21 protein-coding genes are annotated in these 22418 nt (G+C 66.4%); 14 read left to right on the top strand and 7 right to left on the bottom strand.

Features of this window, described 5'->3' with window-relative positions:
* Positions 1-131 precede the first annotated feature (131 nt).
* The gene (locus tag ACLP4W_RS24670; RefSeq protein ID WP_442390014.1) at positions 132-1157 is read left to right on the top strand and encodes an AurF N-oxygenase family protein; all 1026 of its coding nucleotides are present in this window, start codon (positions 132-134) and stop codon (positions 1155-1157) included.
* Positions 1158-1175: 18 nt separating this feature from the next.
* The gene (locus ACLP4W_RS24665; protein ID WP_442390013.1) at positions 1176-2867 is read left to right on the top strand and encodes an FAD-dependent oxidoreductase; all 1692 of its coding nucleotides are present in this window, start codon (positions 1176-1178) and stop codon (positions 2865-2867) included.
* A 9-nt stretch (positions 2868-2876) separates the two neighbouring features.
* Here the strand turns inward: ACLP4W_RS24665 and ACLP4W_RS24660 are convergent, their stop codons facing one another.
* Positions 2877-3335: a VOC family protein gene (locus ACLP4W_RS24660; protein ID WP_442390012.1), complete on the bottom strand. Its 459-nt coding sequence runs from the start codon at positions 3333-3335 to the stop codon at positions 2877-2879.
* A gap of 213 nt (positions 3336-3548) precedes the next feature.
* Positions 3549-4670 (bottom strand): citrate synthase 2, encoded by a 1122-nt coding sequence (locus ACLP4W_RS24655; RefSeq protein ID WP_442390011.1) that lies wholly within the window; start codon positions 4668-4670, stop codon positions 3549-3551.
* Between the two features lie 116 nt (positions 4671-4786).
* On the opposite strand from ACLP4W_RS24655, the gene pdxH reads away from it, so the two are divergent.
* Both pdxH and ACLP4W_RS24645 read left to right on the top strand, forming a co-directional pair.
* On the top strand, positions 4787-5413 hold the full coding sequence (pdxH, locus tag ACLP4W_RS24650; protein WP_442390026.1) for a pyridoxamine 5'-phosphate oxidase: 627 nt from the start codon (positions 4787-4789) through the stop codon (positions 5411-5413).
* 269 nt (positions 5414-5682) lie between these two features.
* Positions 5683-6978, top strand: coding sequence for a citrate synthase (locus tag ACLP4W_RS24645; protein WP_442390010.1), 1296 nt, complete (start codon positions 5683-5685; stop codon positions 6976-6978).
* Positions 6979-7014: 36 nt separating this feature from the next.
* Here ACLP4W_RS24645 and ACLP4W_RS24640 read toward each other — a convergent pair whose 3' ends face one another.
* Together ACLP4W_RS24640 and ACLP4W_RS24635 are read right to left on the bottom strand one after the other, a co-directional pair.
* Positions 7015-8562 carry a phytoene desaturase family protein gene (locus tag ACLP4W_RS24640; protein ID WP_442390025.1) on the bottom strand — a complete coding sequence of 516 codons (1548 nt, stop codon included), beginning with the start codon at positions 8560-8562 and terminating at the stop codon, positions 7015-7017.
* Positions 8563-8588: 26 nt separating this feature from the next.
* Positions 8589-8852, bottom strand: coding sequence for a DUF2630 family protein (locus tag ACLP4W_RS24635; RefSeq protein ID WP_442390009.1), 264 nt, complete (start codon positions 8850-8852; stop codon positions 8589-8591).
* A gap of 106 nt (positions 8853-8958) precedes the next feature.
* Between ACLP4W_RS24635 and arfA the strand changes: the two genes are divergently transcribed.
* Genes arfA through arfC form a run of 3 tightly spaced genes read left to right on the top strand, consistent with a single transcriptional unit; the run spans position 8959 to position 10813 of the window.
* Complete coding sequence (gene arfA, locus ACLP4W_RS24630; RefSeq protein WP_442390008.1) at positions 8959-9984, top strand: channel-forming protein ArfA/OmpATb; 1026 nt, start codon at positions 8959-8961, stop codon at positions 9982-9984.
* A gap of 11 nt (positions 9985-9995) precedes the next feature.
* Complete coding sequence (gene arfB / locus ACLP4W_RS24625) at positions 9996-10142, top strand: channel accessory protein ArfB (RefSeq protein WP_442390007.1); 147 nt, start codon at positions 9996-9998, stop codon at positions 10140-10142.
* Between the two features lie 2 nt (positions 10143-10144).
* Complete coding sequence (gene arfC, locus ACLP4W_RS24620) at positions 10145-10813, top strand: channel accessory protein ArfC, sunset domain variant (RefSeq protein ID WP_442390006.1); 669 nt, start codon at positions 10145-10147, stop codon at positions 10811-10813.
* A 73-nt stretch (positions 10814-10886) separates the two neighbouring features.
* On the opposite strand, the gene ACLP4W_RS24615 is transcribed toward arfC, so the two are convergent.
* The 3 genes from ACLP4W_RS24615 to ACLP4W_RS24605 form a co-directional block, all read right to left on the bottom strand.
* Positions 10887-12227 carry a HAMP domain-containing sensor histidine kinase gene (locus ACLP4W_RS24615; RefSeq protein ID WP_442390005.1) on the bottom strand — a complete coding sequence of 447 codons (1341 nt, stop codon included), beginning with the start codon at positions 12225-12227 and terminating at the stop codon, positions 10887-10889.
* Position 12228: 1 nt separating this feature from the next.
* Positions 12229-12939, bottom strand: coding sequence for a two-component system response regulator PrrA (prrA, locus tag ACLP4W_RS24610; protein ID WP_442390004.1), 711 nt, complete (start codon positions 12937-12939; stop codon positions 12229-12231).
* A gap of 400 nt (positions 12940-13339) precedes the next feature.
* Entirely contained in the window at positions 13340-14812 is a 1473-nt protein-coding gene (locus ACLP4W_RS24605) for a carboxyl transferase domain-containing protein (protein ID WP_442390003.1), read from the bottom strand.
* A gap of 27 nt (positions 14813-14839) precedes the next feature.
* Between ACLP4W_RS24605 and ACLP4W_RS24600 the strand changes: the two genes are divergently transcribed.
* From ACLP4W_RS24600 to ACLP4W_RS24570, 7 genes are all read left to right on the top strand, one after another.
* Entirely contained in the window at positions 14840-15574 is a 735-nt protein-coding gene (locus ACLP4W_RS24600; RefSeq protein WP_442390002.1) for an enoyl-CoA hydratase, read from the top strand.
* Between the two features lie 5 nt (positions 15575-15579).
* Positions 15580-16698 (top strand): MBL fold metallo-hydrolase, encoded by a 1119-nt coding sequence (locus tag ACLP4W_RS24595; RefSeq protein WP_442390001.1) that lies wholly within the window; start codon positions 15580-15582, stop codon positions 16696-16698.
* Between the two features lie 40 nt (positions 16699-16738).
* Positions 16739-18331, top strand: coding sequence for a serine hydrolase (locus ACLP4W_RS24590; protein ID WP_442390000.1), 1593 nt, complete (start codon positions 16739-16741; stop codon positions 18329-18331).
* Complete coding sequence (locus ACLP4W_RS24585; protein ID WP_442389999.1) at positions 18328-20751, top strand: cation-translocating P-type ATPase; 2424 nt, start codon at positions 18328-18330, stop codon at positions 20749-20751. Before ACLP4W_RS24590 ends, ACLP4W_RS24585 begins: the two co-directional genes overlap by 4 nt.
* A gap of 41 nt (positions 20752-20792) precedes the next feature.
* A complete protein-coding gene (locus ACLP4W_RS24580) occupies positions 20793-20981 on the top strand; it encodes an antitoxin (RefSeq protein ID WP_442389998.1) in 189 nt (62 codons plus the stop codon).
* A 4-nt stretch (positions 20982-20985) separates the two neighbouring features.
* Complete coding sequence (locus ACLP4W_RS24575; protein WP_442389997.1) at positions 20986-21459, top strand: type II toxin-antitoxin system Rv0910 family toxin; 474 nt, start codon at positions 20986-20988, stop codon at positions 21457-21459.
* Positions 21460-21563: 104 nt separating this feature from the next.
* Complete coding sequence (locus tag ACLP4W_RS24570) at positions 21564-22337, top strand: VOC family protein (protein WP_442389996.1); 774 nt, start codon at positions 21564-21566, stop codon at positions 22335-22337.
* Positions 22338-22418: the final 81 nt, after the last annotated feature.

Here is a 22418-nt window from a genome sequence, read left to right as displayed (position 1 = left end):
GTCAGGACACACCCAGTCGGTGACCACTGGTCAGCCCACAGCGTCGCAAAGGGGTCTAGAAAATATCCGGTACCTGCGGTACTGTCTGGACACAGCACGTCCGAATGTAAACCTCGTTGGGGAGGCTTGGAATGGCCAGGACGCGAATGGTTCGGCGTTGGCGCCGCAACATGGAGGTGCGCGACGACGCCGAATACGTTGACATGCTTGCCACACTGTCCGAGGGGTCTGTGCGGCGAAACTTCAACCCGTATACCGACATCGATTGGGATTCACCGGAATTCGCTGTCACAGACAACGACCCCCGGTGGATCCTGCCGTTGACCGACCCGTTGGGGCGTCATCCCTGGTATCAAGCCCAATCCGAAGAGCGCAAGATCAAGATCGGGATGTGGCGCCAGGCCAACGTGGCCAAGGTTGGGCTGCACTTCGAATCGATCCTGATCCGCGGTCTGATGAACTACACGTTCTGGGTGCCCAACGGATCGCCGGAATATCGTTACTGCCTGCACGAATCGGTCGAAGAGTGCAACCACACCATGATGTTCCAGGAGATGGTCAACCGCGTCGGCGCTGACGTCCCGGGCATGCCACGCACGCTGCGCTGGATTTCGCCGCTCGTTCCGCTGGTCGCCGGCCCCTTGCCGGTGGCGTTCTTCATCGGTGTGCTCGCCGGCGAAGAGCCTATCGACCACACTCAGAAAAATGTTCTGCGTGAAGGCAAGTCGCTACATCCGATCATGGATCGGGTGATGGCGATCCATGTGGCCGAAGAAGCGCGACACATCTCGTTCGCGCACGAATTCCTGCGAAAGCGGTTGCCGCACTTGACCAAGCGGCAGCGCTTCTGGGTCTCGCTGTACTACCCGCTGACGATGCGGATCCTGTGCCAGGCCATCGTGGTGCCGCCCAAGTCGTTCTGGCAGGAGTTCGACATCCCGCGCGAGGTCAAGAAGGAGCTTTTCTTCCGGTCGCCGGATTCGCGAAAGTGGCTGAGCGACATGTTCGCCGACGTCCGGATGCTGGCCGACGACACCGGTTTGATGGAAACCCGCTCCGCGCGGCTCATGTGGCGCCTGTGCAAGATCAACGGCAAACCGTCGCGCTACCGCAGCGAACCGCAACGCCAGCACCTGGCCGCCGCGCCGGCTGCATAGGGTTTTACGGGTTCTTTTATGCCGCACGTTATTACCCAGTCGTGCTGCAACGACGGGTCCTGCGTTTTCGCGTGCCCGGTGAATTGCATTCACCCAACACCGGACGAGCCGGGCTTTGCAACGTCGGAGATGCTCTACATCGACCCGGTGGCCTGCGTGGACTGCGGTGCCTGCGTGAGCGCCTGCCCGGTTGCCGCGATCGCGCCTGACAGCCGGCTGGAGCCCAAGCAGCTGCCGTTCGTCGAGATCAACGCCTCCTTTTACCCGGAGCGGCCCGCGGACGTGAAGCTGCCGCCGACCTCCAAGCTGGCTCCGGTGACCCCGGCCGCCGAGGTGCATGCCCGCCGCCATCAGCCGCTGACCGTCGCCATTGTCGGGTCCGGGCCCGCGGCGATGTATGCCGCCGATGAGCTGCTCACCCAGCATGGCGTGCGCGTCAACGTCTTCGAGAAGCTTCCCGCGCCTTACGGGCTCGTGCGGGCCGGGGTGGCGCCCGATCACCAGAACACCAAGAGAGTCACCCGGCTCTTCGACCGGGTTGTCCGTGATCGCCGCTTCCGGTTCTACCTCAACGTCGAGATCGGCAAGCACCTGAGCCACACCGACCTCCTGGCCCACCACCACGCCGTGCTGTACGCGGTGGGTGCGCCCGACGACCGTCGGCTGGACATCGACGGCGTGGACCTTTCGGGCACGGGAACCGCCACCGAGTTGGTCGCGTGGATCAACGGGCATCCCGACTTTGCTGATCTGCCAGTCGATCTCAGCCATGAACGCGCGGTGATCATCGGTAACGGCAATGTCGCCCTCGATGTGGCGCGGGTGCTCACAGCAGACCCCGACGACCTTGCCCGCACCGACATCTCCGACCGTGCACTAAGAGCATTTCGTAGCTCCGCGGTGCGCGAAGTGGTTATCGCCGCCCGGCGCGGTCCCGCCCACTCGGCCTTCACGTTGCGCGAACTGATCGGGCTCGTGGGCACTTCCGAGGTCGTCCTCGACACCGACGACCACAAGCTGGTGGCAAGCGATCTCGCGACGGTCTCCGACCCGCTGACCAAGAACAAGCTGGAAATCTTGAGCAAACTTGGCGACGCGTCGGTACCGGCGTCACGCCCACGAATCCGGCTGGCCTATCGACTCACGCCCAAGCGTGTGGTCGGTCAGCAGCGTGCTACCGGAGTGGAGTTCTCGGTCACCGGGACCGAAGAAGTGCGCCGGCTCGAGGCAGGCCTGGTGCTGACGTCGATTGGTTACCGCGGCAAGCCGATCCGCGATCTTCCGTTCGACGAGCACGCGGCCGTTGTCCCCAATGATGACGGCCGTGTCGTCGATCCCGACTCCGGCCGACCGCTGCCCGGGGCGTACGTTGCGGGTTGGATCAAGCGCGGCCCGACGGGGTTCATCGGTACCAACAAGTCGTGTTCTCTTCAGACCGTTCAGGCCCTCGTCGGCGATTTCAATGCCGGTAAGTTGACCGACCCGGTAACCAAGCCAGAGGCGTTGGCCGAGCTCGTCTGCGCCCGGCAGCCTCACGCGGTCGACAAAAGAGGATGGCGTGCCATCGACGCCGCGGAGGTCGCGCGCGGCACCCACGACGGACGGCCGCGCAACAAGTTCACCGACGTCACCGACATGCTCGCCGCAGCGGCGACCGCGGCGCCGGCGCCGCTGCGACGCCGGCTGCTGGCGCGACTGCTTGACCGGTAGCCGAAGCGGCTACCCGCCCGCCTGCCCTGACATCGCCGCTCGAATCTCGTCGATGCTGACCTCGCGCACCGGCTGTCCCAGCGACCAGTGGTGGCCGAACGGGTCGGCGACCACGCCGTAGCGGTCACCCCAGAACTGATCCTCCAACTCGGCCACCACAGTGGCGCCCGCGTCGAGTGCCCGCTGGAACTTGGCGTCGACGTCGGTGACGGTCAGATGGATGGTGACCGGAGTTCCGCCCAGTGACTTCGGCGTCATCGACTTGCCGCCGCACGTCTCCGGGAAGTCGTCGTTGAGCATTACCGTGGAGCCGTTGATGCGCAGCGCGGCGTGGATCAGCCTGCCGTCGGGACCGGGTACACGCCCCAGCTCGACGGCACCAAAAGCCTTGACGTAGAAGTCGATCGCCGCGGCGGCGTCGTCAACTACGAGGTGCGGGGACAGGGCAGGTTCGATGTTGATCTCCATGTTCGTCTCCTTGCTGTCGGTCTCCGTGCCAGCCCCGGGCGGAGACTGGCTCGCGAGTTATGACTGCATCCGCTGCAGAAACTCATCGCGGAAGAACCTAATCACCGGGCCCTGACAGGTTGGGCACGTGAGCGTAACGCCAGCGCGAAAAATTGAGCCGAAGTTCGCAGTGGCGTTACGCTCGCGCGCAAATGGTTGAGCAACCGACCAGACTCAGGCGCTGGTGAGAACCCGGTCCCAGCCTTCGACGGACTCCGGACTGCGCGGGCCCGGTCCCACATAGATGGCCGACGGGCGGACCAGCTTGCCGAGTCGCTTCTGCTCGAGAATGTGGGCGCACCACCCCGCGGTGCGTCCACAAGTGAACATTGCCGGCATCATGTTGGCCGGCACCCGGGCGAAGTCCAGGATCACCGCGGCCCAGAACTCGACGTTGGTCTCGATGGCCCGGTCCGGACGGCGCTCGCGCAGCTCGGCCAGCGCGGCCTGCTCCACCGCGACCGCGACCTCGTGGCGCGGTGCGCCCAGCCGCTCGGCGGCCGCCCGCAGCACCCGCGCTCGGGGGTCCTCCGCGCGATAGACCCGGTGGCCGAATCCCATCAGCTTCTCGCCGCGGTCCAGGATGCCCTTCACCAGGCCGCGGGCGTCGCCGCTGCGCTCGACCTCTTCGAGCATGGGCAGCACTCGGGCCGGTGCCCCGCCGTGCAACGGCCCGCTCATCGCCCCGATCGCGCCCGACAGCGCTGCCGCCACGTCCGCGCCGGTTGAGGCGATCACTCGCGCGGTGAACGTCGAGGCGTTCATACCGTGCTCGGCGGCCGATACCCAGTAGGCGTCAATGGCCTCGATATGCCTGGGGTCCGGCTCGCCCTGCCAGCGGGTCATGAATCGTGCTGTGACCGTTTGGCATTCATCGATAACTCGTTGCGGGACGGCCGGCTGATAAATGCCGCGCGCGGACTGCGCGACGTAGGACAGTGCCATCACCGACGCCCGGGCCAGTTGCTCGCGGGCGGTGGTTTCGTCTGTGTCGAGCAGGGGCTTGTACCCCCAGATGGGAGCCAGCATCGCCAAGCCCGCCTGCACATCGACGCGCACATCGCCGGTGTGGATCGGCAGCGGGAAAGGCTCGGCGGGAGGCAGACCGCGGCCGAACCTACCGTCGACCAACAGCGCCCACACGTCGCCGAAGGTGACCTGCTGCTTCACCAGATCCTCGATGTCGACGCCGCGGTAGCGCAGCGCGCCGCCGTCTTTATCCGGTTCGGCAATCTCGGTGGTGAAGGCGACCACACCCTCTAGGCCGGGGACAAAGTTTTCGGGCACCACAGTCATAGGAAAATTCTCGCACCCCACCGTCGGGCCGACGCTACCGGCCGGTAGCAACCCCCGGTAGCGTTGGCGCAATGGCAGGACCAGACCCCGAAACAGGCAAAGAGCACCTGCGAAGGATGCGCGTGGAATACGGGTCCGTCGAGAAGGACGGCAGCCCCGACCTGGACGCGGACTGGTTGGCCGACGGCTGGCTTGCGTTGTTCCGCAAGTGGATTGACGACGCCGAACGCGCCGGGGTGGCCGAGCCCAACGCCATGGTGCTGGCCACGGTTGGCGACGGCAGGCCGGTAAGCCGATCGGTGTTGTGCAAGAGCGCGGACGAGACCGGAATCACATTTTTCACCAACTATGACTCGGCCAAAGGTGCCGAATTGGCGGCGACGCCGCATGCGTCGGCAACCTTCCCGTGGTTCCAGCTGGGACGCCAGGTGCACATCCGCGGCGCGGTGAGCAAGGTCGACCCGCAGGTCACGCAGGATTACTGGGCCCAGCGGCCGCGTGGCTCACAACTGGGTGCGTGGGCGTCGCACCAGTCGCGGCCGATCGCGTCGCTTGCCGCACTGCTTGAACAGCTGGCAGTGGTAACTGCTCGGTTCGCGGACATCGAGCAGATCCCGGTGCCGCCCAACTGGGGTGGATACCTCCTCGCGCCTGAGGTGGTGGAATTTTGGCAGGGCCGGGAGAACAGGGTGCACAACCGGCTTCGGGTCATCGGCGGCCACGTCGAGCGCCTTCAGCCTTGAGCTCGCCGACGATGCAGACCGCGAAGCGGTCTGAGGAGGAGGCGGGCTGTCAGATCGAGCCCGCCGACCGCGACGCGGCAAGGGGGCAACGCGGGCAATCTGCCTGCCGGTAAGCGCCGGCCGTCGGCCATGGTCGCGCGATCAAGCCGGGAAAGCCGCAAGACCAGCAGACTCGACCCCGGGCAGGCGCGCCGTCGTCATAACGACTACCTTCAGCTATACGCACCTAGTCAGGGCAGCCATACAAGCCAGAGCGCAAAGGGGTTCTCGTGGCCGACACCGACGACACCGCAACTCTGAAGTACCCGGGCGGCGAGATCGACCTGCAGATCGTCAACGCCACCGAAGGAGCTGACGGCATTGCTCTCGGTCCGCTGTTGTCCAAGACCGGCTACACCACGTTCGACAACGGCTTCGTCAACACCTCCTCGTGCAAGAGCTCCATCACATACATCGATGGCGACGCCGGGATCCTGCGCTACCGCGGTATCCCGATTGAGCAGCTCGCCGAGAAGTCGACCTTCATCGAGGTGAGTTACCTGCTGATCTATGGTGAGCTGCCGAACAAAGAGCAGCTGGCCGACTTCACCAAGCGGATTCAGCTGCACACCATGCTGCACGAGGACCTCAAGCGCTTCTTCGACGGTTTTCCGCGTAACGCCCACCCGATGCCGGTGTTGTCCAGCGCTGTCAATGCGCTCTCCGCGTACTACCCCGATTCGCTGGACCCGACGGACAACGAGCAGGTCGAACTGTCGACGATCCGGTTGCTGGCCAAGCTGCCGACCATCGCCGCCTATGCCTACAAGAAATCGGTCGGCCAACCGTTCCTCTACCCGGACAACTCGCTGACCTTGGTGGAAAACTTCCTGCGGATGACGTTCGGGCTGCCCGCAGAGCCCTATCAGGCGGACCCTGAGGTGGTGCGGGCACTCGACATGCTGCTCATCCTGCACGCCGACCACGAGCAGAACTGTTCGACATCGACGGTTCGGCTGGTGGGGTCGTCGCAGGCCAACCTGTTCACCTCCATCTCCGGTGGTATCAATGCACTCTGGGGGCCGCTGCACGGGGGCGCCAACCAGGCGGTGCTCGAGATGCTCGAGCAGATCCGCCAAAGCGACGATGACGTCAGCGAGTTCGTCCGTAAGGTGAAGAACCGCGAAGCGGGCGTCAAACTGATGGGCTTTGGCCACCGCGTGTACAAGAACTACGACCCGCGGGCGCGGATCGTCAAGGAGCAGGCCGACAAGATCCTGGCCAAGCTCGGTGGTGACGACGACCTGCTGAGTATCGCCAAGGAGCTCGAAGAAGCGGCGCTGACCGACGACTACTTCATTGAGCGCAAGCTCTACCCCAACGTCGACTTCTACACCGGCCTGATCTACCGGGCGCTCGGATTCCCGACCCGGATGTTCACCGTGCTGTTCGCGTTGGGGCGGCTGCCCGGCTGGATCGCGCACTGGCGTGAGATGCACGACGAGGGCGACAGCAAGATCGGCCGTCCGCGCCAGATCTACACCGGCTACACCGAACGCGACTACGTCGGCATCGACGCACGCTAGGACGCGGGCTCGCAAGCGCCACAGTCGAAGCCACGATCAAAGCGAGGCCAGCACCGCCATCGCGGCGTTGTGACCGCCGATGCCCGAAACCGCACCGCCGCGACGGGCACCCGAGCCGCACAGCATGATTCGATCGTGGGCGGTGGCGACTCCCCACCGGCGCGCCGGCGTGTCCAGCGGCTCGTCGTCGTCGGCGAACGGCCACGACAGGCCGCCATGGAAGATGTTGCCCGCGGTCATCGCCAGGGTGCGGTGCAGATCCATGGTGGTCGTCGTCTCGATGCACGGCCGGCCATGCGCGTCGCTCATCAACGCGTCCTGAATCGGTTCGGCCAGAACGGAGTTCAGCGAGGCCAGCACAGAGTTGGTCAGTCGGTCGGGCAGGGTGTCGGAGTCGGCTTCGCCGAACAGCGAGTGCGGGGTGTGCAAGCCGAACACCGTCATCGTTTGAGCGCCCGAGTCACAAAGGCCCGCCCCCAGGATGCTGGGATCGCTCAGCGAATGGCAATAGGCCTCGCACGGCAGTGGTTTCGGTAGTCGCCCGCCGGCTGCCCGCGAATACGCCGCATCCAGTTGGGTCCACGTCTCGTTGACGTGGAACGTCCCGGCAAATGCCTGTTCGGGTGTGACGCTGTGGTCGCGCAACCGAGGCAGCCGCCGCAGCACCATGTTCACCTTGACCTGCGCGCCCTGCGCCAGCGGCGCGGGCTCCTCGCCGAGGAGGCCGGCCAGGACTGCCGGTGTGACGCCGGCCAGAACGAACCGGCCCCGGATCACGTGCTCTTCGTCGCCCGTGCGGTAGCGCACCTGACCGTCCGGGTCGACAGCGTAAACGTCTGCGCCGGTGGTTATTTCGGCGCCGTGACCGACGGCCGCGGTGGCCAGGGCCGTCGTCAGCGAGCCCATCCCGCCGACGGGAACGTCCCAGTCCCCGGTGCCGCCGCCGAGCACGTGATACAGGAAGCAGACGTTCTGCCTCAGCGACGGGTCCTCGACGCGAGCGAAGGTGCCGATCAGCGCGTCGGTGGCGATCACGCCGCGGACCAGGTCGTTGCCCACCGCGTCGGCGATGGCGTGCCCGATCGGCTCGTCGATCATGGCCCGCCACGCGGCCGCCGCATCGGGACCGCCGCCGTCGATGACGTCGTGGCGGGCCTGCTCACGGGTGCGCAGTGGTTCGGTCAGCGTTGGCCAGAGGCGCTGGGTCACCAGCCGGCAGCGCCGGTAGAAGTCGGCGTATCCGCGCTCGTCGCCGGTGGCGCCGATCGAGGCGAATGCGTCGGGGCGCCCGACCAGCAGGCCGGAGCGCCCCGCCACAGCGGGGTCGGGCGTGTACGACGAAAATTGCCGCCTGGCCAGCCGCGCCGCGACGCCCAGGTCGTCGACGATGCGCGACGGCAGCAGGCTGACCAGGTACGCGTACCGCGACACCCGGACCTTGACACCGTCGAAGGCCTGCGCGGAGACTGCGGCCCCGCCGATCTGCTCCAGCCGCTCCAGCAACCGCACCCGCAGGCCGGCCCGGGCCAGGTAGCCGGCCGCGACCAGCCCGTTGTGGCCCCCGCCTATGACTATGGCGTCTATGACATCGACTTTTGCCGCTCGGTCGTTCAGCTCAGGTAGCCCTCGACCTGGTCAGGCGGGCGCACGTCTGCCTCGCGTGGGTCACCGCCGGTTTCGCGCAGCGCCCGGCGCTGTCGCAGCAGGTCCCAGCACTGGTCGAGTTCGACCTCCACCCGGCGCAGGCGATCATGCTCCTCCGATGTGGTGATGTCGCCGTGCTGCAGCTGCGCCCGCAGGGCCTTCTCCTCGGCGACCAGCTCGCGGATGTATCCCAGGGTTTCACTGTCGGTTGGTTTTTTGCCGTTGCCCATCGCTCCAGTGTGCCCGACTTGGGGGGTGTCGCGGCGTGGACTCGGTAGGCTGCATATCGCCTGCAGGACGAACATGTCCCGGTAACGCATTGAGGGAGGGCCAGTAGTGGGGTTAGGGGCGGGTTTGCGGCGAGTGGCCGCAGCCACCGGCTCGCGGCGAGCTCCGGGATTTCACCGGCGGTCACTTGGCCTGCCCTGGCTGATTGGCCTCGTGGTTATTCCATTGCTGATAGCGGCAATCGGATACATCGCGTTCGACCGGCCCCGGCCGACTCCTGGGCCCACCGGCGCGCTGCCAACTCTGGCGCCCTCGACCAAGCCCGCTGCTCCCAAGTTATCCCTGGCGCCGCTTTCAATTACCCGCAACGGTAACGACTTTACGTTCAGCGGTGATTTTCCCGACGACTCCGCCAAGGCGGCATTGATGAAGGCGCTCAACGGCTCACTGGCGCCAGGGGTGAACGTCATCGACCAAATCCACATCAACCCCAATGTCATCGCGCTCGATTTCTCAAACGCCGGGCCGATCTTCAGAGACAGCGCGTCGATTCCCGATTTCAGCCTCACGGTCAACACAGACACCGTCACCCTGGCGGGCACCGCAGCATCGCAGGACCAGAAGAACAACGTCGAACAGGAGGCGGTGCACACTTGGTCAAACCTGAATGTCGTTGGCAAGCTTGCGGTTAACGGGCCAGTTGCGCCGCCTCCGCCGCCCAGCCCGGCACCACCACCGCCGCCTGCGCCACCTGCGCCCCCCGCGTCGGGGCCGTGCGCCGACCTGCAATCGGCCATCAATGCCGTGACGGGCGGGCCGATTACGTTTGGAAACGACGGCTTTAGCCTGACCCCGGCCGACGAGCAGATCCTGACTCAGGTAGCGGACAAGCTCAAGGCGTGTCCGACCGCGCATGCGACGATCAACGGCTACACCGACAATTCGGGCACCGAGGGCATCAACATTCCGCTGAGCGACCAGCGAGCCCAAAACGTCGCCGACTTCTTGGTAGCCCACGGCGTTGGCCTGGCTCAGCTGGTCGTCAAGGGTCTCGGTTCGATCAACCCCGTTGCCCCCAACGACACGGCCGAGGGGCGCGCCAAGAACCGCCGCGTCGAAATCGTTGTCAGCTAAGGAGATCCACCATGGATTTCGTAATCCAGTGGTTGTGGTACCTGTTCGCCTTCGTGGCGGGCTCGGGCGCCGCCTTGGTGATCGCCGACATCTTGAGCAAACGCACCGGCCACGGAGAAGTCCCTGCCGACGTGAGCCGTCCTGGGATGGATGGGTAGCGATGAACCACGTGCACTGGTGGCTCTTCGGTTTGTCGTTTGTGACGGGGTTGGTGCTGACGCTCGCGCTCTCGGTCCGCCCTGTCAAACGCGAAGCGCCGGTGGGTGCCACGTCCGAGCCTGCCACGACGAAGCTGCCCGCCGCCGACGAGTCGCCGACGAACAACATCGCGTTCATCAAAAAATTCCTGCACAGGCGGCCGCCGACCAAGCACCCGGCCACGAAAAAGGCACCGTCGAAGAAGAAGGCTCCGGCCGGGAAAGAAGCACCGACGAAGAAGGTCCCGGGCGCGAGAAGGGTGCCGTCGAAGAAGGGTCCGGCAGCAAAAGCGGCGCCGCCCAAGAAAGCTCCGCCCGCGAGAAGGGCGCCGGCCAAGACGGCCCCAGCCGCCGAAGAGTCGCCGACGACGAAAATCCCGGTCACCAGGGAGTCGCTCACCGGGAAGATCCCCGGCCTGCCATACGCCCCGTACGGCCCGGGCTCAGCGCGCGCCACCCCGGATGGCGGCGGACCGGCGGGATGGCTGGTCAAGGGCCGTTCGGATACCCGGCTTTACTACACCCCCGACGATCCGACTTACGACCCGACCGTCGCCCAGGTGTGGTTCAGGGACGAGGAATCCGCCGTGCGGGCCTGTTTCACTGCGTGGCGCAAGAGCTCCAGGAAATGACGGGGACGCCGAACGTCGAGTTGTTGAGCCAAAACGCGTCGTGTCGCCCAACAAGTCGACGTTCGGCGCAGTGCTAGCTGGGGCCGGGGAGGCGCAGCATCAGCCGGGCGCCGCCCAGCGGGCTGTCTTCCAGGGAAGCCGTCCCGCCGTGCAGGTGGGCCTGTTGGGCCACCAACGCCAGCCCCAGGCCGGACCCCGAGTGCGAGGCCGTCGACCCGCGGGAGAACCGCTCGAACACCACCGTGCGCTCGTCTTCGGGCACTCCGCTGCCGTTGTCGTCGATGGCGATTTCCACTCCGGCCCGCGAGCTGACCGCCGACAGCTGGACCCGAGTGGCGCCGCCATGTTTGACGGCGTTGGCGATCGCGTTGTCGACGGCCAGGCGCAACCCGGCGGGTAAGCCGACGATGATGCAGGTCGGCGACGGCACCAGCGACACATCGAGGTCGGGGTAGATCCGCATCGCGTCGTGGGCGGCGCGGTCGAGCAGCTCGGTGATGTCGACCGGCACGTGATCGTCGGACGTCGAGAGTTCGCCCTGGGCCAACCGTTCCAGGGCGCTCAGGGTGGCCTCGATCCGCGACTGGGTGCGGATGACGTCGTTGATCACTTCTTTGCGTTGGTCGTCGGCCAGATCCAAGGTGGCCAGCACCTCGAGGTTGGTGCGCATCGCGGTCAGCGGAGTGCGCAGCTCGTGGGAGGACACCGCCGAGAAGTCGCGAGCCGAGGCGAGCGCTTCTTTGGTCCGGTTCTGCTCGTCCCAGATGCGCTGCAGCATTCCCCGCATCGCCTCGGCGATTTCGACGGCTTCGCTGGCCCCGTGCACTTCCACCCGCGGCGCCTCGTCGCCCGCGTCGATCGACTGGGTCTGCTGAGCGAGCTGTTTGAACGGGCGCACCGCGAACGCGGCCAGCAGCCAGGCGAACACGGCCGCCGCGGCGATGGCGAATCCGCAGATCAGCATCACCCGGCGGTGCAGGTTGTTGGTCTCGGCGATGGTGGCGTCATACGTCGCGCCCACGGCGAGCGACGTCGGCATCGGCCCGGGAATCTCCACCGTCCGCACCCGATAGCGCACCCCACCTACGTAGGTGTCGGCGTAGTCGACGTTCAGCTGGGGCAGCGTGACGTCGGAATTCGACTTGACCAGGTTGCCGCGGCGGATCGTCATGATGGCGTCACGGTCGTTGGGCGAACGCGGTATTTCGTCAAGACCGCGCGGCAGGAATGGGATCGCGAAACCCGCGGCCTCGTCGAGCCGGCGGTCCAGCCGTTCCTTGCGGTCGTTGGTAATCCCAACCCAGACGACGGTGCCCACGATGAGCACCGGAATCGCGGCGCCGATGGCCGTCGCGATCACCACCCGGGTCCGCAGCGAAGGCGTACGGGCGAAGATCCGCGACAGGATGTTCATGTCATTGCATTCGCAGCACGAACCCGACTCCGCGGACGGTGTGCAGCAGCCTGGGGCCACCGTTGGCCTCCAGCTTGCGACGCAGGTACCCGATGAACACGTCGACGACGTTGGTGTCGGCGGCGAAGTCATACCCCCACACCAGCTCCAACAGCTGCGCACGGGACAGCACCGCGGTCTTGTGCTCGGCCAGCACCGCCAGCAGGTCGAACTCCCGCTTGGTCAAGTCGACGTCGACACCGTTGACGCGGGCCCGCCGGCCGGGAATGTCCACTTCCAGCGGCCCCACCGTGATGGTCTCCGACGACGACGTCGCGGTGGCGCCGCGGCGGCGCAGCAGCGCCTTGACCCGCGCGACCAGCTCGGCCAGCACGAACGGTTTGACCAGGTAGTCGTCGGCGCCGGCCTCCAGGCCCGCCACCCGGTCGTCGACCGAGCTGCGCGCGCTGAGCACGCAGACGGGGACATCGTTGTCCATGGCTCTCAGCGCCGTCACGACGCTGACGCCGTCCAGCACCGGCATGTTGATGTCGAGCACGATCGCGTCCGGTCGCGTCTCGGTGGCGCTGCGCAGGGCCTCGGCGCCGTCGACCGCCGTGGCCACCTCGAAGCCGGACAACCGCAGCCCGCGTTCCAGCGAGGCAAGCACGTCGGCGTCGTCGTCGACCACCAAGACCCGCGGTGAGGTTGCTCCAGTGTCCATGGCGCCCATTTTGCCTGATTGTTGGCGGTAGCGGTGGGAGGATCACCGCGGGTGGAGTGGCCCGGTGGCCAAATGGTTACGTTTCCGAGGCTGCGCTGTGACTGCGCGCGGATGCCGCCGCCCCGTCATCGAATTCAGCTGGCAAGCCCAGATATTCGATGTCGTTGCCGCGCTCTGTCGCTCAGAGTGGTGTTCATGCGGGAGGAGCAAGACTAATTTGCCTAGGCACCAGACGATTTCGCTTACTTACCGCGGAGAGCGAGCTCCCCGGCTTCCCAGGCCGCTTTACCGCACACCGTCGCCGAGACTTACACCATGGTCACGTGCTGCGGCGTGTCGTGTACGTGGTGCAAGTGTCGCGGTAGCCGCGGCTAAGGGCGGCGCTTCCACCATGACCGGCTGACATGTCTCAGGGCAATCCGATGTTGCGGTAGCGCCGCAAGCGCGCGGCCAGGCGCTCGGCGGCTGGTATTCCCCGCAGCGCGTGTAGCTCGGCGGCTATGGCGCGCGAGAGGCGTTGGGAGAACTCGACCGGCTCGTCGGCGGCGTCGGGATGCTCCGGCACGATGACGTCGACAATCCCGGACGCCAGCAGGTCGGCCGACCGAATACCTTGGGCCGCAGCGAGTTCGGGGGCGTGAGCGGTGTCCCGGAAGACAATGGCGCTGGCGCCCTCCGGAGGCAGCGGCGCCAGCCAGCCGTGCAGCGCGGCAAGCACCCGGTCGGCGGGCACCATCGCCAGCGCCGGCCCACCGCTGCCCTGGCCCAGCAGGACCGACACCGTCGGGGTCTCCAGCGTCACCAGCTCGGCCAGGCACTGGGCGATCTGGCCGGCCAGCCCGCCCTGCTCGGCCTCGGCCGACAACGCGGGTCCGGCGGTGTCGATGACCAGCACCAGCGGCAGGCGCAGCTCGGCGGCCAGCGCCATGCCGCGCCGGGCCTCCCGCAACGAAGCGGGCCCGACCACCCCGCCCGTCACTCGCTGCTGGCCGAGCACCACTGAGGGCTGGCCGGCGAAGCGGGCCAGCGCCAACAGGGTGGTCGCGGCCTCGCCCTGTCCGGTGCCCGACAACAGCACCCGGTCGGTGGCGCCGTGTCGCAACAAAAATCCGACACCCGGCCGGTCTGGACGCCGTGACGCCACCACCGAGTCCCACGCCGGCACATCGGGTACCGGTTCGGCTGGCGCCGGCTCCGGCAGCGGCTCGGGTGGGTCGGCAATCACCCTGAGCGCGCGATCCAGCGTCCGGCGCAGCTCGTCAAGTGCGACGACGCCGTCGATCACCCCGTGCCGCTGCAGATTCTCCGCAGTTTGGACGCCGGCCGGGAATGGCTCCCCGTAGAGCAGCTGGTACACCCGAGGTCCGAGGAAGCCGATCAGAGCGCCCGGCTCGGCGACGGTGACATGGCCCAGCGAGCCCCACGACGCGAACACCCCGCCGGTGGTCGGGTGGCGCAGGTAGACCAGGTAGGGGAGGTGCGCCCGTTTGTGGAGCCTGACGGCCGCGGCGATCTTGACCATCTGCAGAAACGCGACCGTGCCCTCCTGCATGCGGGTGCCGCCGGAACTCGGCGACGCCAGCAGCGGCAGCCGCTCGGCCGTCGCTCGCTCTATGGCGGCGGTGATCCTTTCCGCCGCTGCTACCCCGATCGAGCCGCCGAGAAAGCTGAACTCGCAGACCACCACCGCCACCCGGCGCCCGAACAGACGCCCTTCGCCGGTCAGCACCGACTCGTCCAGGCCGGTGGCGGCTCGGGCCTCGGCCAGCTCCCGCGCATAGGACTCGGTGACCGGCAATGCCGGCGGACCGCTGTCCCAGCTGACGAAAGAGCCCTCGTCGAGGACCGCATCGCGCAGTTGTTCGGTCGTGATATGGGTCACCCGACGAGGCTATATAGGCTGGGTTTCATGATCGGTGTGAGCCAGGCCGAAGCCGTGATGACCATCGAGTTGCAGCGCCCCGAGCGCCGCAACGCGCTGAATTCCCAGCTCGTCGACGAGCTGCGGGAGGCCCTACAGAAGGCCGGTGACGACGGGTCCACCCGTGCGATCGTGCTGACCGGCCAGGGTACGGCGTTCTGCGCCGGCGCTGACCTGAGCGGCGACGCATTCGCCGCCGACTATCCCGACCGGCTGATCGAGCTACACAAGGTCATGGACGCGGTGCCGATGCCGGTGATCGGGGCGATCAACGGCCCCGCCATCGGCGCCGGCTTGCAGCTGGCGATGCGATGCGATCTGCGGGTCGTTGCACCGGAGGCGTTCTTCCAGTTTCCCACTTCGAAATACGGTCTCGCCCTTGACAACTGGAGTATTCGTCGACTGTCTTCGCTGGTCAGTCACGGACGGGCCCGCGCGATGCTGCTGACCGCGGAGAGGCTGAGCGCCGACGTGGCGCTGCAGACCGGAATGGCCAACCGCATCGGGACGCTGGCCGACGCCCAGGCCTGGGCCGCCGAGATCGCCGGCCTGGCGCCGCTTGCGATACAGCACGCCAAGCGGGTGCTCAACGATGACGGCGCCATGGAAGAGCAGCGGCCGGAGCACAAGGAGCTCTTCGACAAAGCCTGGTCCAGCCAGGATGTCGTCGAAGCGCAGGTCGCCCGGGTGGAGAAGCGGCCGCCGAGGTTTCAGGGGGCCTGACGGTCATGCTGCGGGGGGCGCTACGACTGGCCGTCGGCACGGCCTCGCTGGCGGCGGGCAGTTGGTTGCTGCGTGCGCTACACGGCGCACCGGCTGCCCTCGGCGCCCACCCCGCCTCGATCCGGGCGGTGGCAGAGGGGTCGCCGAACTACTCCGACGGCGTGTTCGCCAACCTCGACCCCGCCTCGATCTACAAGATGGATCGCGAGGAACTGCGGCTCATCGTGTGGGAGTTCTTGGGTAACCACGGCGGGAGCCTGCCGTCAGCGCCGATCCCGTTGGCCGCGCCGGCGATCTTTGACGCTGATCCCAGCAGGCTCGCCGTCAGCTGGTTCGGCCACTCGACGGCGCTGCTGGAAATCGACGGTTACCGGGTGCTCACCGATCCGGTATGGAGTAACCGATGCTCGCCGTCGGACGTCGTCGGACCGCAGCGGCTGCATCCGCCACCGGTGCAACTGGAACGGCTCCCCGCCGTCGACGCGGTGGTCATCAGCCATGACCACTACGACCACCTCGATCTCGACACCGTCATCGCGCTCGCCCGCACCCAGCGGGCGCCGTTCTTCGTGCCGCTCGGAGTCGGTGCCCATCTGCGTGCGTGGGGAATACCCGAGCACCGCATCGTCGAACTCGACTGGCATCAGAGCGCCCAGGTCGACGAGCTCACCTTGATCTGTATGCCGGCGCGGCACTTCTCGGGGCGCTTTCTGGATCGGAATACCACGCTGTGGGCGTCGTGGGTCTTTCTTGGTCCGAGTCATCGCGCGTATTTCGGCGGCGACACCGGCTACACCAAGAGCTTCACGCAGATCGGCGCCGACCACGGACCGTTCGACCTGACCCTGCTGCCCATCGGGGCCTATAACACGGCGTGGCCGGACGTCCACATGAACCCGGAGGAGGCAGTCAGGGCGCATCTGGATGTCACCGACTCGGGGTCCGGCCTGCTCGTGCCGATCCACTGGGGCACCTTCCGTCTGGCGCCCCACCCGTGGGCTGAGCCGGTCGAGCGCCTGCTGGCGGCTGCGGGGCCCGCTCATGTCAATGTGGCGGTGCCCACCCCCGGCCAACGCATCGATCCCGCCGGACCTGGGAGATTCAACCCGTGGTGGCGGCTCTGAATCGCTAGCCGTACGGGCCAAAGGGCTAAAGTGTGCGGCCATGACGAAACGCGCGGCAACGGCCGCTGTCGTGGTGGCCGCGCTCGCGTTGACGGGCTGCGGGCCCGCGCAACCGGTATCCAGCCCGCCGTCCGCGCAATCCGACGCCCCGCCCAATGAGGCGTCGGGTCTGCAGATACCCGCGGGCCGGATCGATGACGCCGTAGCGAAGGTGGACGGCCTGGTCGCTGACCTGATGAAGAGCACCGGCATCCCGGGAATGGCCGTAGCCATCGTTCATGGCGGAAAGACGATGTATGCCAAGGGTTTCGGAGTCAGGGACGCGAGCAAGGGCGACGGCCAAGACAACAAGGTCGACGCCGACACGGTTTTCCAATTGGCGTCGGTGTCGAAATCGGTCGGCGCCACGGTGGTAGCACATGAAGTGACCGACAACGTGGTCACCTGGGACACGCCCGTGGCGGCCAAGCTGCCGTGGTTCGCGCTGAGCGATCCCTATGTCACCGGCCACGTGACCGTGGCCGACCTGTATTCGCATCGGTCCGGGCTGCCCGACCACGCCGGTGACAAGCTGGAGGAGCTGGGCTACGACCGTCGGCAGTCGCTCGAGCGGCTGAAGTACTTGCCGCTGGCGCCCTTTCGAATCAGCCACGCCTACACCAACTTCGGAGTGACCGCCGCAGCCGAGGCGGTGGCGGTCGCGGCGGGCAAGCCATGGGAGGACCTTTCCGACGGGGTGCTGTACCGCCCGCTGGGAATGGCTTCCACCAGTTCGAAGTTCGCTGATTTCATGGCCAGGCCCGACCACGCGGTCAACCATGTCAAAGTCGGAGACAAATGGGAGCCGCGCTTTCAGCGGAAACCGGATCCCCAGACACCCGCGGGCGGGGTGAGCTCGTCGGTCAACGACATGGCGCGCTGGCTAACCATGATGCTGGGCAACGGAACCTACAACGGCCAGCGGATTGCGTCCCCGGAGGCCTTGCTGCCGGTCAACACCCCGGAGGTCATCTCGGTGCCCGCGGCTACGCCGAAGGCGCGCGCCGGCGCCTATGGTTACGGGTTCAACGTGTCGGTGACCTCTTCGGGGCGCACCGAGTACAGCCATTCAGGCGGATTCTCCTTGGGAGCCGCGACAAACTTCGTGGTGATGCCGTCGGAGGACGTGGGCATCATCGCACTGACCAACGCGGCACCCATCGGCGTGCCGGAGACGCTGACCGCCGAATTCATGGATCTGCTGCAATACGGTCAGGTTAGTCAGGACTGGGCGACCCTGTACAAGAACCTATTCGCCCCGATGAACAAACCGGAAGGCTCACTCGTCGGCAAGCAGCCCCCGGCCAATCCCATGCCGGCCAGGCCGCTCACCGACTACCTCGGGGTGTACGCCAGCGACTATTGGGGTCCGGCCGTCGTGACCGAAAAGGACGGAGGGCTGCAGCTGGCGATGGGGCCGAACAACCAGACGTTCCCCTTGACGCATTGGGATGGCGATACCTTCACCTTTCCTTTAACGAGCGAAAACGCCCCGCCTGGAACGATTTCCAAGGCCACTTTCTCCGGGTTCCCCGGCGCCACCCTGAACCTGGAATACTTTGATACGAACAAGCTCGGAACGTTCACACGATGAGCCCCGCTAACACCTTGGGCCTGACCGATGCCGAGGTGGCGCAGCGGGTAGCCGAAGGCAAGAGCAACGCCGTCCCGCAACGCGCCGCGCGCAGCGTCGCCGAAATCGTTCGGGCCAACGTCTTCACCCGGATCAACGCGATCCTGGGCGTGTTACTCCTGATCGTGCTCGCGACCGGCTCGGTGATCAACGGCCTGTTCGGCCTGCTCATCGTCGCCAACAGCGTCATCGGCATGGTCCAGGAGATCCGAGCCAAGCAGACGCTGGACAAGCTTGCGATAATCGGGCAGGCGAAACCCTTGGTGCGCAGGCAATCCGGGACCCGAACGCTGGCGCCCAGCGAGGTCGTGCTCGACGACATCATCGAGCTCGGCCCAGGGGATCAGGTCGTCGTCGACGGCGAAATTCTCGAGGAGGAGAACCTGGAGGTCGACGAATCGCTGCTGACCGGAGAGGCCGACCCGATGGCCAAGGTCCCCGGCGACGCGGTGATGTCGGGCAGTTTCGTCGTCGCCGGCATCGGCTCCTATCGTGCCACGAAGGTAGGGCCGGAAGCCTATGCCGCCAAGCTCGCCGAGGAGGCCAGCAAGTTCACCCTGGTGAAATCCGAACTGCGCAACGGCATTAACCGGATCCTGCAGTTCATTACCTACCTGTTGGTGCCGGCCGGGCTGCTGACGATCTACACCCAGTTGTTCACCACCCATGTCGGGTGGCGGCAGTCGGTACTGCGGATGGTCGGTGCGCTGGTGCCGATGGTGCCCGAAGGCCTCGTACTGATGACGTCGATCGCGTTTGCGGTCGGGGTCATTCGGCTCGGTCAACGTCGATGCCTGGTGCAGGAGTTGCCCGCCATCGAGGGACTGGCCCGGGTTGACGTGGTCTGCGCCGACAAGACCGGCACCCTGACCGAAAACGGCATGCGGGTTTGCGACGTCTCCGAGGTTGGGGCACTCGCCGCGCACCGGGAAACGGTCGCCGATGTGCTGGCCTCGTTGGCCGCAGCCGATGCCCGACCCAATGCCAGCATGCAGGCGATCGCCGAGAGCTATGACCGACCGCCCGGCTGGACCGCCACTGCCACTGCGCCTTTCAAGTCGGCCACCAAGTGGAGCGGCGTGTCCTACCACGATCACGGCAACTGGGTGATCGGCGCGCCCGACGTGCTGCTCGATCCGGCATCGGCGGCGGCCGAACGTGCCGAGCGGATCGGCGCGCAGGGGTTGCGGGTGCTGCTGTTGGGTTGCAGCGAGGTGGCCGTGGATCACCCGGACGCTCCGGGCCGGGTCACCCCCGTCGCGCTGGTGGTGCTTGAGCAGAAGGTGCGTCCCGACGCCCGAGAGACGCTCGATTACTTTGCTGCCCAGGATGTTTCGGTCAAGGTGATTTCCGGAGACAACGCGGTGTCGGTCGGCGCCGTGGCCGGCAAGCTGGGTCTGCATGGCGAGACCATGGACGCGCGTCAACTCCCCAGCGACGCAGCCGAACTGGCCGACGCGCTGGATTCCTACACCACCTTCGGCCGGGTGCGGCCCGATCAGAAACGTGCCATCGTGCACGCCCTGCAATCGCACGGGCACACCGTGGCGATGACCGGCGACGGCGTCAACGACGTGCTGGCCCTCAAGGATGCCGACATCGGTGTCGCGATGGGAGCCGGCAGCCCGGCGTCTCGCGCGGTAGCACAGATCGTGTTGCTGGACAACAGGTTTGCCACGCTTCCCTATGTCGTCGGCGAAGGCCGGCGGGTGATCGGCAACATCGAGCGGGTCGCGAACCTATTTTTGACCAAGACGGTGTACTCGGTGCTACTGGCGCTGTTCGTCGATACCGAATGCTTGCTGTCCAAGCTGCTGAGGGCGGACCCCCTGCTGTACCCGTTTCAGCCGATCCACGTCACCATCGCGGCGTGGTTCACCATCGGAATCCCGTCGTTCATCCTGTCGCTGGCACCTAACAACGAGCGCGCTAACCCCGGTTTCGTGCGGCGGGTGCTGACCTCGGCGCTGCCGTCCGGGTTTATCGTCGGCGTTGCTACGTTCATCTCCTACCTGCTGGCCTACCACGGCCGCCACGCCACGTTCCAGCAACAGGAGCAAGCATCGACCGCGGCGCTGATCACATTGCTGATGACCGCGCTATGGGTGCTCGCGGTGGTCGCGCGCCCCTACCAGTGGTGGCGGTTGGCGCTGGTTATTGCCTCCGGCCTGGCCTACGTGGTGATCTTCAGCATCCCGTTGGCTCAGCGGAAGTTCCTGCTCGACCCGTCGAACATCGCGGTGACGTCCACCGCCTTGGGCATCGGCGTGCTCGGAGCCGCGGCGATCGAGGCGGTGTGGTGGATCCGGGCCAGGATGCTCGGCGTGCAGCCACGGTTGTGGCGCCAGTCGGCGACTGGCGACAACGACACCGGCAAGTAGGCTTTTACCAGCAAAGTAGGAATTGGCGTGGAAGGTGCAGCATGGGAATCCTTGACAAGGCGAAGGACCTGTTGTCGCAAAACGCCGACAAGGTCGAGATGGCGATCGACAAGGCCGGCGAGTTCGTCGACGACAAGACGCAGGGCAAGTACTCCGACACTATCCACAAGGTGCAGGAAGAGGCCAAGAAGGCCGCTGGCTCTGGCGACAAGGGCGACCAGCAGAACTGAGCGCATGGCTAAACTCTCCGGATCCATCGACGTACCCCTGCCTCCCGAGGTCGCCTGGGCGCATGCCTCCGACCTGTCCCGGTACAGGGAGTGGCTGACCATCCACCGGGTGTGGCGCAGCACGTTGCCCGACGACATCGAGAAAGGGACGGTCATCGAGTCGATCGTCGGGGTCAAGGGCATGCACAACCGGATCAAATGGACGGTCGTGCGCTACAAGCCGCCGGAAGGCATGACGCTCAACGGCGATGGCGTCGGCGGCGTCAAAGTCAAGTTGATGGCGAAGATTCAGCCCAAGGACGAGGGCTCGGTCGTCGGCTTCGATGTGCACCTCGGCGGTCCAGCGCTGTTCGGGCCGATCGGCATGATCGTCGCCGCCGCGCTGCGAAGCGACATCAGCGAATCGCTGCAGAATTTCGTCACCGTGTTCACGGCCCCCGACCCGGGCAGGAACGGAGATCGTGGCGTCGGTCGCTGATCACCTGGCGGACCCCGGCCGATGAGTTTCCGGTTTGGCGCGAGTCGATATGGGTGAACCCCGATTACGGGGCCAGGACACCACGACACCACAAGGAGATCATCGTGCCCATCCGTGATGGCGCGCCGCTGGGCGCTCCGTGCTGGATCGATCTGACGACGTCGAACGTCGACCGCGCCGAGGACTTCTACGGCACGGTATTCGGCTGGACGTTCGAGTCCGCCGGACCCGAGTACGGCGGATACATCAACGCCGCCAAGGACGGACACCCCGTCGCCGGCCTGATGGCGAATCGGCCCGAGTTCCAGTCTCCGGACAACTGGGCCATCTACTTCCACACCGCCGACATCAACGCGACCATGTCCGCGGTGGCCGCGGCGGGCGGCTCGACGTGCCTGGACACGTTGGAGGTACCCGCCAAGGGCTACATGAGCCTGGCGATGGACCCGTCTGGTGCGTTCTTCGGGTTGTGGCAGCCGCTGGAACACCGCGGCTTCGAGGTGATCGGGGAGGCCGGCTCTCCGGTCTGGCACCAACTGACCACGCGCGATTACCGCGCCGCGGTCGACTTCTACCGTGCGGTCCTCGGATGGCGCACGGAGCAGGTTTCTGACACGGACGAATTCCGTTACACCACAGCCTGGTTCGGCGACCAGCAATTACTCGGCGTAATGGACGGCGCCGGTGTGCTGCCCGACGGTGTCCCGTCGAACTGGACGACCTTCTTCGGCGCCGAGGACGTCGACAAGACCCTGCGGGTGATCAGCGACAACGGTGGCGCCGTGGTGCGGGCGGCCGAGGACACCCCCTACGGTCGGTTGGCCGCGACGACCGATCCGACGGGTGTCATCTTCAACCTGTCCTCGCTGGCTACCTGACGATGCCGAGCGTCACGCCGGCGTGGCTTTCGCCGACCGGCGCCACGCCAGCGTGACAATCGGTCATACGGGCCCAGGTTC

The organism is Mycobacterium sp. (assembly GCF_052145595.1).
Lineage (GTDB): Bacteria > Actinomycetota > Actinomycetes > Mycobacteriales > Mycobacteriaceae > Mycobacterium.
The sequence above is the reverse complement of the archived record's forward strand: the minus strand, read 5'-3'. Positions and strand labels throughout refer to the sequence as shown.

Coding starts and splice junctions, on each gene's coding strand:
- ACLP4W_RS24670 (WP_442390014.1), top strand. CDS start 132: ATGGCCAGGACGCGAATGGTTCGGCGTTGGCGCCGCAACATGGAGGTG.
- ACLP4W_RS24665 (WP_442390013.1), top strand. CDS start 1,176: ATGCCGCACGTTATTACCCAGTCGTGCTGCAACGACGGGTCCTGCGTT.
- ACLP4W_RS24660 (WP_442390012.1), bottom strand. CDS start 3,335: ATGGAGATCAACATCGAACCTGCCCTGTCCCCGCACCTCGTAGTTGAC.
- ACLP4W_RS24655 (WP_442390011.1), bottom strand. CDS start 4,670: ATGACTGTGGTGCCCGAAAACTTTGTCCCCGGCCTAGAGGGTGTGGTC.
- pdxH (WP_442390026.1), top strand. CDS start 4,787: ATGCGCGTGGAATACGGGTCCGTCGAGAAGGACGGCAGCCCCGACCTG.
- ACLP4W_RS24635 (WP_442390009.1), bottom strand. CDS start 8,852: ATGGGCAACGGCAAAAAACCAACCGACAGTGAAACCCTGGGATACATC.
- arfB (WP_442390007.1), top strand. CDS start 9,996: ATGGATTTCGTAATCCAGTGGTTGTGGTACCTGTTCGCCTTCGTGGCG.
- arfC (WP_442390006.1), top strand. CDS start 10,145: ATGAACCACGTGCACTGGTGGCTCTTCGGTTTGTCGTTTGTGACGGGG.
- ACLP4W_RS24615 (WP_442390005.1), bottom strand. CDS start 12,227: ATGAACATCCTGTCGCGGATCTTCGCCCGTACGCCTTCGCTGCGGACC.
- prrA (WP_442390004.1), bottom strand. CDS start 12,939: ATGGGCGCCATGGACACTGGAGCAACCTCACCGCGGGTCTTGGTGGTC.
- ACLP4W_RS24600 (WP_442390002.1), top strand. CDS start 14,840: ATGATCGGTGTGAGCCAGGCCGAAGCCGTGATGACCATCGAGTTGCAG.
- ACLP4W_RS24595 (WP_442390001.1), top strand. CDS start 15,580: ATGCTGCGGGGGGCGCTACGACTGGCCGTCGGCACGGCCTCGCTGGCG.
- ACLP4W_RS24590 (WP_442390000.1), top strand. CDS start 16,739: ATGACGAAACGCGCGGCAACGGCCGCTGTCGTGGTGGCCGCGCTCGCG.
- ACLP4W_RS24585 (WP_442389999.1), top strand. CDS start 18,328: ATGAGCCCCGCTAACACCTTGGGCCTGACCGATGCCGAGGTGGCGCAG.
- ACLP4W_RS24580 (WP_442389998.1), top strand. CDS start 20,793: ATGGGAATCCTTGACAAGGCGAAGGACCTGTTGTCGCAAAACGCCGAC.
- ACLP4W_RS24575 (WP_442389997.1), top strand. CDS start 20,986: ATGGCTAAACTCTCCGGATCCATCGACGTACCCCTGCCTCCCGAGGTC.